At 43.7% G+C, this 12,112-nt stretch carries 7 protein-coding genes; all 7 read left to right on the forward strand.

The annotated features are described in order from the left end of the window. Positions 1-181 precede the first annotated feature (181 nt). The 7 genes from QNH28_RS10575 to QNH28_RS10605 all read left to right on the forward strand — a co-directional run bounded on the left by QNH28_RS10575 (position 182) and on the right by QNH28_RS10605 (position 12,090). Positions 182-1,486: a glycoside hydrolase family protein gene (locus QNH28_RS10575; protein WP_283911312.1), complete on the forward strand. Its 1,305-nt coding sequence runs from the start codon at positions 182-184 to the stop codon at positions 1,484-1,486. A gap of 267 nt (positions 1,487-1,753) precedes the next feature. After that, positions 1,754-3,754, forward strand: coding sequence for an RICIN domain-containing protein (locus QNH28_RS10580; RefSeq protein WP_283911313.1), 2,001 nt, complete (start codon positions 1,754-1,756; stop codon positions 3,752-3,754). A gap of 53 nt (positions 3,755-3,807) precedes the next feature. Further along, entirely contained in the window at positions 3,808-4,878 is a 1,071-nt protein-coding gene (locus QNH28_RS10585; protein WP_283911314.1) for a Gfo/Idh/MocA family protein, read from the forward strand. An 84-nt stretch (positions 4,879-4,962) separates the two neighbouring features. Next, positions 4,963-8,097 carry a beta-galactosidase, LacZ type gene (lacZ, locus tag QNH28_RS10590; RefSeq protein ID WP_349655061.1) on the forward strand — a complete coding sequence of 1,045 codons (3,135 nt, stop codon included), beginning with the start codon at positions 4,963-4,965 and terminating at the stop codon, positions 8,095-8,097. Between the two features lie 270 nt (positions 8,098-8,367). After that, positions 8,368-9,285 (forward strand): ABC transporter permease, encoded by a 918-nt coding sequence (locus QNH28_RS10595; RefSeq protein WP_283911316.1) that lies wholly within the window; start codon positions 8,368-8,370, stop codon positions 9,283-9,285. 48 nt (positions 9,286-9,333) lie between these two features. Next, a complete protein-coding gene (locus QNH28_RS10600; RefSeq protein WP_283911317.1) occupies positions 9,334-10,218 on the forward strand; it encodes a carbohydrate ABC transporter permease in 885 nt (294 codons plus the stop codon). Between the two features lie 144 nt (positions 10,219-10,362). Beyond that, positions 10,363-12,090: a type 2 periplasmic-binding domain-containing protein gene (locus QNH28_RS10605; protein WP_283911318.1), complete on the forward strand. Its 1,728-nt coding sequence runs from the start codon at positions 10,363-10,365 to the stop codon at positions 12,088-12,090. Positions 12,091-12,112: the final 22 nt, after the last annotated feature.

The following is a 12,112-nucleotide window of genomic DNA, read 5'->3' on the forward strand; positions in this document are numbered from 1 at the left end:
TTATACGAAACCCGCTTATACGACGACAAGTTCGGTTTTCTATTTACATGTAGACGACGCCGCTGTCTTTGTTGAAACGTTTTTGGACTACCATTATGCTCATTTTTCTTGCTCGGGAACATCTATAGTAACGGTCACGGCAAATCAGCCAATTACAAGCTATGATATAAGTCCTCACAGTTTGAGGATCACCGGGACAGTAAATGGGAATCAACTGACGTTCTCTATTGACAGTAATGCCGAGAAGCCATCCTATTTGGTTATACAGATAAATAACTTTGAAAAGCTGGTAATTCTGGTTGACCCTTTGGAAAGCAATGCTCCGCCATCCTCGGGAACAGGTGTTTATAATATAACTAGATCACCTTATTATGCTGACAATACGTGGGTGAACGACGTTACCAGCATCATACAACAGGCAATTGATGATGCATCTGCCGCAGGCGGAGGAGTCGTCTATGTACCCGTAGGTGCATATAAAGTGAAGGATATTCTTTACATTAAGAGCAATGTCACCCTGTACCTACAGGGCGGGGCAGTCATAAAGTCAAATCCGGACAGAACCCTATATGAGTATACGACCAGTAGGGAGGGGAAAATATTTATTGATCCCATGATAAGGATTGACCATGCACCAAATGCTAAAATATTGGGGCGTGGTGTATTGGACGCCAGTGGTATCGAGATTATGGATACGGATCGTGCATCATCAACCTATCTCGGATATAGAAGAAATGTTATTGTAGGTAATTTTTCTAATCATGTAACGATAGAAGGCATCCTGATAAAGGATTCAACAACTTGGACAATTAACGGTATTCAAGGTGGCGACGGATTTACGGTAAGACATGTAAAGATTATTAATCACAAAAATGCAGACCAATATAAAATTATGAATGACGGTATAGATCTATGCGGAACAAGAAATGCCGTCGCGGAAAAAAACTTTGTCATGACTGTAGATGATGCTCTCTGTGCGAAATCAACGATTACTGACTTTGCCATGTATAATGTGCGTTTCAAGAACAATATTGTATTTTCATCTTGTGCTGGCCTCAAAGCAGGTTTACAGTCATTAAGTCCCATGTATGATGTATGGTTTGAAGATAATGACGTCGTACAGGCACGGCGTGGTATCGTGGCAGAAGCAACCTCGGGGACTCAGCTGATGAACGATATCCACTTTGTAAATACAAGGGTGGAAAGCTATGTATTTACTTCCATGGGTAAAAGTATTCCTGTAGAAATTGATGCGCAAACAGCACCTATTTCAAATGTGTATATAGATGGCGCTTTATTCGAGAAATTAGCATTTAACCCCATACATATCTACGGCTCAAGTAACACGTATGCTGTAAAGAATGTTACGTTTACCGATCTAAGCATGTGTGGTGATGTCATAACAAATGTCTCGGAAGCACGAATCATTGAGGGCAACTATGCAGCGGGTGTAAGTGTGACATCCATGTCTAACAAAGAATTATAGATATAAGTACATTTTAAAGAGCCTCGCAAGATTGCGGGCTTTTTTTGCTATATATGGACATCTCTCAACGAATATTTTTCATAAAAGAAACGAATCTAATACATTTTTATTGATGAACCGATGCCATAGAATAAATATGATTGAAAACGCTTACTGAAATGGAGGCTGTTCAATATTATCTATTTCAATTATGGATAACATCTTTGATGCGTATTGGTTACAGGACAAAGGATGATCAATTACAAGTAAACGGGAGGCGAAATCATTATGTATTTCAGTAAAAGAAAATGGCGATTCGGAAATTTGTTGACGAAAATGATTCTTGTTGCTGCCCTCATGTTCAGTTTCACTATTAGCTTGGCTAGACCTGCATTCGCTGCGACCGTAGCGACTTATCCTTCTTACTTCGGTACAAGCTCGATCTACTCTTTGAAAGTTGATTCGACTACTATCAGGGTTGCTAGGCAGTTTGATTATTCCTTTGCCCAATTTGCTTATACCGGTACGGCTACATTCAAAGTAACAGCCTCAGAAAACATCAATACCTACAACATTAGTCCTCACAGTTACGGCATCGAGGCAACGGTAAACGGCAAGGATCTAACTTTCACCCTTCCCCAAGCCGGTTCGCGGTACTTGGTGATCAAGATCAATAACCTGGAGAACCTGGTCATTATGGCTGATCCTCTAGAAACAGACAGACCATCGCCCAATGGCGGCAGTGTGAAGAGCATTATGGATTATCCGGATGTGGACAATACAGGCGGCACTCTGATGACGTCCATAATCCAGCAAGCCATCAATGATGCTAACGCTCGTTCCGGCGGCGGCACTGTTTATTTCCCAGCGGGTATTTATAAGTTCTCTCAACTTGAGATGAAAAGTAACGTTACGCTCTATTTAGCTGCCGGTGCGGTACTTCGCGGGTCATCGGATGTAAACGATTATGATTTCTCCGGGGACGATTTTCCCGCGGCCAACATCCGTATCGTAGGGAAATCGAACGTAGCGATCAAAGGAAGAGGGATGATCGACTCCAATGGGACTACGCTTACAACGGGCGATAGCGGACCAAACCGTGAGAATATCATCTCTTCTTCCAAAAGTGGAGGGGGAACAAAACCGAATAATTTAACCTTTGAGGGTATCACTCTAAGGGATGGAACAACTTGGAATTTCAGGATTCAGGACGCTACTAACGTCAACATTAAGAATGTGAAAATTATAAATAACGTTCACTGGATCCATGGCGATGGCTTTGATCTCGTCAATACGTCCCACGCTGTTGTAGATCACTGCTTTGCCTATACGGGTGATGACGTATACGATGCGAAATCATCATCAGAAGAACCGATGACGGACGTCGTATTCAAAAATTCGCTTGCCTATACCGAATCTGCTGGTACTAAGGTAGGTATGCAAGGACAGGCATCGCTGAGCGATATTTGGTTTAAGAATATTGATGTGATTTTGGGATATCGGGGCATTAGCGTAGATCATGACCAAGGAAATGGGGTGTGGGACGGGATTCATTTTATCGACATCCGTACGGAGAAAATCCATAATAATGGCACCTCAGGCCAGTTTAGGACGGCTCCGATCCTCATCTGGACAGCCAAATATGGGAGTTCGGAGGTAGGCCCCGTCAGTAATGTAGAACTGACCCGCGTCAGCTTTGAAAATATCAATAATTATCATTCCTTCATTCAAGGTTACGATAGTTCAAGCGAGGTTTCCAATGTATCCATCACCGATCTGAAAATGAACGGTAACCTGATCACAAACGCTTCCCAGGGATTAATTGATATTGGTGCGAACACGTCTAATATTAGTTTTCACACTAGTGCCAGTTATAAGCTTAGCAGCGCAAACTCAGGGAGGTTTGCCGATGTAGATGGCGGTTCTCTGGCGGATGGAGCACAGGTCATTCAATGGACGGATAATGGTGGTTTGAACCAACATTGGGAACTTGTCGATGCTGGTGACGGATATTACAAGCTCAGAAATCGAAAAAGTGGAAAAGTCATGGATGTGACTAATGGTTCTACAGCCAATGGAGCTGCGATTATTCAATGGGCGGACAATGACGGGAATAATCAGCAATGGAAGGTAGTTGACGTTGGTGGAGGATACTCCAAACTTGTTAACCGTAAGAGCGGGAAAGTATTAGATGTTGACGCACGATCAACGGAAAACGGGGCTCAACTCATCCAGTGGACAGATAATGGCGGAAACAATCAGAAATGGAAGTTAATTGAACAACAGTAGAGCTGTACACCACTATTAATTCAGAAACATCAAAACAAATAGGAGTGGAATGCATGAGTTCAAACAAACATACTGTAGTCATCATTGGATATGGTGGCATGGGAAAATTTCATGGTCAATTGATCAGCGAGAACGAGCATCTGGAGGTAGCGGGTACGTTCGACCTATTAGAAGCGCGGCGGGAAGCGTCCACCCAGGCTGGTTTCAAGGCTTATAAGAGCTATGAAGAGGTGCTTGCTGATCCCGCTGTCGAGGTCGTACTGATTGCCACACCTAACGATGTCCATAAAGCAATTGCCATCCGTGCGCTTGAGGCCGGCAAGAATGTCATCTGTGAGAAGCCGGTAGCCATGTCTTCGGCGGAGCTTAAGGAGATGATTGCAGCAGCCGATGAAGCCAGTCGTGTGCTGATGGTCCATCAAAACAGACGCTGGGATGAAGACTTCCGTGTAATCAAGAAAATGTATGAAATGGAAACGATAGGAGCACTGTTCCAGATTGAATCCCGCGTACATGGAGCGAACGGTATTCCCGGCGATTGGCGGCATGTCAAGGAACAGGGTGGAGGCATGCTGCTGGACTGGGGCGTGCATTTGCTCGACCAGCTGTTGTTCATGATCGATAGTAAAGTGACTAGCGTCTCTAGCACCTTGAGTTATATTCTCGGCAACGAAGTCGATGACGGTTTTGAAGCAGTTCTACAATTTGAAAATGGCATCAAAGCCATCATAGAAGTTGGCACGACCAACTTTATCGCTTTGCCAAGATGGTATGTGAAGGGGACGGAAGGTTCAGCCGTAATTGAAGACTGGTCCCTGACCGGAAGAATCGTCACTCGAAACAGTGAAAGCGAGCACCGGGAGCCGGCTCCGATCCGCGCCGGTGTAGGTCTTACTAAGACGATGGCTCCGCCTAGGAAAGGCTCGACGATTACTAAAGCGCTGCCTCCAGCCGCCGAACTGCCGGACAGATTCTACAATAATTTTGTAGCTGTAATTGAAGGCACAGCTGAACCAATCGTAAAGAACGCGGAAGTGCTGCGTGTGCAGAACCTGATTGAAGCAATCTTTGTAGCGGCTGCCAGCAATGAAGTCATTAAAGACTTTGACACTTACGGAGCATAAGAGCATTGAATTAGAAGCCTTACGCCTCGTCGCGGCAGAAGACAACCATGTTCAACTTAATTTTTTGGAGGTATGAAATTGGCTATGAAGAACGATTGGGAAAATCACAGACTGCTGCATCGAAATAGACTTCCGGCAAGAGCTGCATTCATTCCCTTCGGTGATGACGAAAGTGCTCTATACAATGAAAGTAATCTATCACCGTACTTTGTACCCTTAAACGGTAGTTGGAAATTTAGCTATTCACCGACACCTGCGCATGCTCCAGCTGAATTCCATCTTGAAGCTTTCGACGATAGCAACTGGGACGATCAGAACGTACCCTCTTGTTGGCAGATGCACGGCTACGGGCAGCCTCATTATTCAAACGTCGTCTATCCATTCCCGGTTGCACCGCCGCTTGTGCCGATCGAAAATCCAACGGGATCCTATCGACGTGAATTTGTGATACCAGCCGTTTGGAGTGGAGAGCTAATTACGCTGAATTTTGAAGGCGTGGATAGTGCATTCTTCGTTTGGGTTAATGGACAAGATGTGGGCTTTAGTAAAGGAAGCCGCATGCCTTCACAATTCGATATCACCGATCTTGTTCACGAAGGGACGAACATCCTTGCGGTTCGCGTCATGCAGTGGTCCGATGGATCCTATATTGAAGATCAGGATATGTGGTGGCTGAGTGGTATTTTCCGTGACGTTTATCTGACAGCTGCGCCGCAAACTCATCTGTACGATTATACGGTTCGGACTCTTCTTGATAGCGACTACCGTGATGCAGCGCTTGAGGTCAGCTTGCAATTGCGCAGTGTGAATGCAGCAGCTCAAGACATTCGAGTGGAGCTGCAATTACTGGATGCATGCGGGGAAGTAGTGGATGGTGGCTATACGGAGCAAATTATAACTAGTGGTGAACTGGCGCAAGAATACAAGACGAACTTTACGCTCCCAATGGTTAACCCGAGAAAATGGTCTGCGGAAGATCCTTATTTATATAAGCTATTGATTCGGGTAATTAGCGAAAATACACAGGTAACGTCAGCGCGCGTTGGATTCCGCTCCATCGAGCTGAAGGATGGCGTGCTGCTGGTTAATGGGGTTCCTATAAAGTTCAAAGGTGTTAACCGACATGACCATCATCCCGACCTTGGACGAACCATACCGCTAGATACGATGCAAAAAGACGTCCTGTTGATGAAGCAGCATAATATTAACGCTGTTCGCACCTCTCATTATCCGAACGATCCGCGCTTCTATGATCTGTGTGATGAATACGGGCTTTACGTCATTGATGAAGCCGATCTAGAATGTCACGGCTTCCATCGGACAGATAACTCCAATCAACTAAGTGATGACCCGGATTGGGAAGCTGCTTATTTGGACCGGATCGAACGGATGATCGAGCGTGATAAGAATCATCCTTCTATTATCCTTTGGTCACTCGGCAATGAATCCTATTATGGCTGTAATCATGCAGCGATGTACCGATGGGCCAAGGAACACGACCCAACTCGCCTGGTCCACTATGCAGAAGATAGAGAGGCTGCGACCGCTGACGTATTCAGCACCATGTACAACAGAATTTGGCAGCTGCACGAGCTTGGTCAGCGTGAAGATCTGGGCAAGCCCCACATTGTTTGTGAATATGCACATGCCATGGGAAACGGACCAGGTGGTTTAAAGGAATATTGGGATGTTTTTTATACCTATAAGCGACTACAGGGCGGCTTTGTTTGGGAATGGGTCGATCAAGGCATTCGCCAGCGAACGGCTGACGGCAAAGAATTTTTCGTCTACGGCGGCGATTTCGACGACCATCCGAACGATTCGAATTTCGTCATCGATGGTCTCGTGAACCCGGATCGTGTTGCCTCGGCGGGACTGCTGGAGCTAAAGAAGGTGATGGAGCCGGTTGTGATCGAAGAATTGGATGTGCAGGCTGGGCAGTTAAAGCTTACAAATCGATACGATTTCATTTCCTTGGATCATCTGCAACTTGTTTGGCATGTAGCGGTAGATGGAGAAGTCTTATGCTCGGGCACAAGTAAGCTTCCTAATATCGCCCCTGGTTGTTCGGACATCTTGAACATCAATTTTACGTTGCCAGAGCAATTGCAACCAGGAAGTGAGTATTGGCTGAATGTTAACGTGCTGCTTGCCGCTGATACGATTTGGGGTGAAGCAGGCTTCGAGATTGCGTGGGCCCAGTTTGAACTGCCGAATAAAGCGGAACTAGAACCAACCGTAGAACTATCCCCATTCGCGCCGTTGTCCGTGATGGAGAATGGGGTGTTGTTAGTGGTGCAAGGAAGTGATTTTTCGATTAAGTTTGACCGAGTTTATGGAGTTATCGCTGGATGGAAACATGCCGGTATCTCTCTTCTGGAGGAAGGACCAAGGCTCGATTTATGGCGCGCCCCAACCGACAATGATATGCGACCCATCGGTGATTGGAGGACCTCCATCGATAATGACCAACGTGCGACGGTTTTATGGAAGAAAAGTGGGCTGCACTGGCTCCAACATCGCGTCATGAGCTTGGACTGGAACAGCGACACCAATGGATCGACTGTAACAATTACCTGTAGGGTACGTGTGGCTCCGCCGATACTGAAATGGTCGGTCGACACCCTTTACACGTACACGATTTATGCTAATGGGGATGTATTGGTCGACATAAGCGGAGTGATTGACGGCAGCGGTGCTCCAGAGACGCTCCCGCGTATCGGGCTGCGGATGGCGCTGCCTAATGATTGTGACTTGGTAGAGTGGTATGGCCGTGGACCTGGCGAGGCTTACGCGGATTCGAAGCAGGCGGCGAAGTTTGGTATCTACCAGAAAACCGTGCGTGAGCTGTTCACGGAGTACATCGTGCCACAGGAAAACGGCAACCGTGCGGATACACGCTGGCTCGCGATAACGAATCAGCAGGGCGTTGGTTTGCTCGCGGCAGGATTGCCGCAGTTTGATTTTTCGGCTAGGCGTTATACGAGTGAGGATCTGGAGAAGGCACGGCATACGGTTGATCTGAAGGAACGTGACCGGGTCTACTTACATCTCGATCTAGCGCAGAACGGTCTTGGCAGTGCAAGCTGTGGCCCCGGTGTGCTCCCGGAGCATGTGCTAAAGGCGGAGAACTTCCGCTTCCAGGTCCGTCTTACACCGCTGTCTGCCGGAACAGGTGCACCTGTTCAACTTGCTAAACATGTGCCACAAGCACGCTAACAGCTAAATCTTATCTCTCTTAGTGCGTTTCTTCACCGGTTACGAGAGAGCCCTTGCAATTTTTGCAAGGGCTCTCGTTTTCATTGAAAACATGATGATTTCATGCCAGCCCAATCCTTTCATCAATGAAGATTTTCCATAAAAGAAACGAGATTATTACATTTTTCTTCATCTACGTATGCCATACAATAAAAACATCATATGACGCTGGTACACATTCAGTAAAACGCTTTCAAAGTTTTGAATTTATCGCTGCAGGAGGAAACCGAATTGTTAAATACTGAGAAACTTCGTAGAAGAGTAAGAATTAAAGAAAATATACCTTTATACGCCATGTTGATAGGTCCCCTTTTAGTGTTTCTTATCTTTAGTTATGTGCCGATGTTAGGCACGGTGATTGCCTTTAAAGACTACAGATTTATTGATGGTATTCTCGGAAGTGATTGGGTGGGACTTCGTAATTTTAAGATGATATTTGCACAGCCGCAGACTGTATCGGTCATTCGAAATACTTTTGTGATAAGTTTACTTACTCTCATAGTATCGTTTCCGTTCCCGATTATGCTAGCTATTCTTTTGAACGAAGTGAGAAGTAAATGGTTTAAAAAAGCATCACAAACTGTTCTTTATTTGCCACACTTTTTCTCCTGGATTATCGTTGGAGGGATTATTATCAACATCTTCTCCGTTAATAATGGCCCTATCAATTTTATTATTGAATATTTTGGCGGGGAACCCATTCAGTTTATGTTTAACCATCCGGCATGGATGTCCATCTATCTGGGAAGCGGAATATGGAAGGATACAGGATTTAATTGCATTATCTACTTGGCTGCACTATCGAGTATTGATCCTACCTACTATGAGGCGGCAGTTATGGATGGTGCTAATAAGTGGAAGCAGATTACAAAAGTCACGCTTCCATGTTTGTTACCAACGATCATTCTAACCTTTATATTAGCTACGGGTAAGATCATGGAAGTCGGGTTTGATCGCATATATGTGCTCCAGAATCCAATGGTCAAGGACATCTCAGAGGTCGTATCCACATTTATCTATGATGTTGGTATCCGTTCTGGCGATTTCAGTTTAACTACGGCTATGGGATTATTTGATTCCGTCATCAGTTTAATACTTGTACTTACGGCCAATCAAATCGCCAAGAAATCAGGAAATGCGTTATTCTAATCCATTAATGAATTAGCAAACTAGATATGTGAAAGAGAGGAACGACCTTTGAAGATTTCAACTGGAGAGAAAACATTTTATAGCATTAACAATATCGTGATTTTCATTGTATCCATTACATGTATGCTACCGCTACTATATATCGTTGCTACTTCATTCAGCAGTGGTTCAGCTATTCAATCAGGAAAAGTATATTTGTGGCCGGTTGAATTCACACCAGCTGCTTATAAAGTATTGTTTGTATCCACGGACATATTTAAATATTTTTGGAATAGCGTCGTCTTAACTGGGGTTGGGACAATACTTAGCTTGGTTTTTACGATCCTTTGTGCTTATCCCTTATCAAAAAAGAAATTGTTTGCTAGAAAGAAAATAACCTTTTTCGTTGTTTTCACTATGCTGTTCGCTGGTGGTATGATCCCATCGTACCTACTAGTGAAATCACTTGGATTAATGAATTCTTATTGGTCTATTTGGTTAACGATGCTGATTAGTCCTTACAATATGCTAATTATGAAGTCTTTCTTTGAAAATATTCCGGAAGAGCTGGAAGAATCTGCTCGAATCGACGGTTGTTCTGAATGGCGGATTTTGCTGCAGATGTATCTTCCACTTTCTAAGGCTGTAATTGCTACGTTATGTCTCTTTTATGGGGTAGCTTATTGGAATAATTTCCTGAAAGTATTGATGTATATCAATGATTCCAAAGGTTTTACATTACCTGTGCTCATTCAACAGATGGTGTTCCAACTAGAACAGATAAAACTTGGTACTAGTACAGATCTGGGTGCGGTAGCGGGTTCAAGTGAGGTCATATCGGAATCCGTTAAGTCCGCTGGGGTTGTCGTGTTGATATTGCCAATGCTTGCTGTATACCCATTCATTCAAAAATATTTTGTAAAAGGCGTTATGCTAGGTTCGGTCAAAGGTTAGGAAAACTTACAATTACGGCCAATGTAGTATGCAATATTGGAGACTGTAAAGAGTACGATAACAAATCGTACTCTTCACATACATATCGAAAGCGGTTACAATTTCGATACTGTTTTTTCTAAATAAAAGGGAGGCAATAAGAGAATGAAGAAAAAAATGTCAGGTTTGGTTGCATTATCACTATTGATGGCCATATCTACTGGTCTCACAGCATGCGGCTCTTCGAATAATGAGTCTGCAAAGAATAACACAGAGAAAACTAACGCAGCAAAGAATGACACTAAGGCGGCAAATCTTACACCTGATGGCCAAGAAAGAAAAGGTAAAGTCTCTGTTATGATTTATGACCGCGGACAAATTCCAGCATCAGAAGGTACGTATGATAATAACCGTTGGACCAAATGGATTCAGGAAAATGCGCCGTTTGAGGAAGTGAAATTTGTTATTGTACCTCGAACAGAAGCTCCGCAAAAAATGAACATGTTATTTGCAGCCGGAGAAGGACCGGATGTCGTAGCTAACTATGAAGATGTGGGCCCTTTTATTGCCAAAGGACAGGCATTAGAAATCACAGATGATTTGCTGGCTAAAATGCCTAACTATAAGAAGGTGTTAGATGAGAATCCAGCACTTAAAAAGCTCACTACAGTAGATGGGAAACTTTACACTGTAGGAACAATATCTCCTATTTCACCAAATCACACTGCGATTATTCGTGAAGATTGGCTGAAAAAGTTAAATCTCGAGGTGCCGAAGACACCGGAAGAGTTACTTGCTGTAGCAAAAGCATTCACAGAGCAAGATCCTGATGGAAATGGAAAGAACGATACCTATGGAACAACGATGAACGCGGATTCACGGAGAGTGCTTTCCCACATGTATGGCTTTGGCAATCCAGAGATTTATGCGGTTGAGGATGGCAAGCTGACACATGTTTGGGATCGAATGCAAGATTGGCTTACCTTTGCTAAGCAAATTGTTGATGCAAAGGTTGTAGATCCTGACTTCTTACTTGATAAAGGGGATAAAGCACTTACGGATTTCACCAATGGTAAGGTTGGTATTTTCCTTACAGGGAAATTAAGTCAACTGAATTCACCGACATTTGTGAATTTTAAAAAGAGTAATCCAACGGCCAAACTGGAAGCATTTGAATTGCCTGCGACAAAATATGGTACCTTTGAAGGATATGTCAATGGTGGACCATCCATTGTAGGTTTTATTAATTCAGCAACCAAAGATCCTGATGCTGCCGCTAGGTACATTAACTGGCTGACCGATCCTAAAGTCTCCAACTATTTGGTGAATGGACCTGATGGCGTATACAAAAAGAGAGATGCTGAAGGTACCGTTGTAGTTGTGGATCCGGAGAAAAATAAAATCGAATACGATTATGCAGCAGATTACAGTATTATTAGAACTTTTGATTTAACTGATGACTCAGTTAGTCCTTTGGCTAATGAATATTATAACTCGTATCTCAAATCGAGTGACCCTCTTTTACAGGAATTTGGAGTGTTGTACTATAAAATGGCACAAATTGTAAACAAGCCAGGTGCTATAGATCCAAGAAAATGGCAACAAACTTTGCCGGCACTTTCCTCTGAATTGCTATTACAGGAAACAAATGGATTAAAAGCGGTTGATGATCTTTTCTTAAAATCACTTGCAGATACAGGTAAGACAGCAGAACAAGCTATTGCAGAAGCGAAAGAGCTTTGGAAAAAAGCTGGTGGTGAAGCTGTAGACACCTACTACAATGAGTATTATGCAGAACATAAAGATCAAATGTTATCAACAGAAGATTTTGAGGGACTAAAACGCGAACCAGAATTATTACCTTCAGCAAAAGCGAATTTTGACAAGCAATAAGAGTGGTTATGTTATATTTTAA

Origin of the sequence: Paenibacillus sp. G2S3 (genome assembly GCF_030123105.1) — a bacterium.
Lineage (GTDB): Bacteria > Bacillota > Bacilli > Paenibacillales > Paenibacillaceae > Paenibacillus_AQ.

Bases quoted from the DNA above. Each gene is read 5' to 3' on its own strand.
- QNH28_RS10580 (WP_283911313.1), top strand. From the start codon at position 1,754: ATGTATTTCAGTAAAAGAAAATGGCGATTCGGAAATTTGTTGACGAAA.
- QNH28_RS10585 (WP_283911314.1), top strand. From the start codon at position 3,808: ATGAGTTCAAACAAACATACTGTAGTCATCATTGGATATGGTGGCATG.
- lacZ (WP_349655061.1), top strand. From the start codon at position 4,963: ATGAAGAACGATTGGGAAAATCACAGACTGCTGCATCGAAATAGACTT.
- QNH28_RS10605 (WP_283911318.1), top strand. From the start codon at position 10,363: ATGAAGAAAAAAATGTCAGGTTTGGTTGCATTATCACTATTGATGGCC.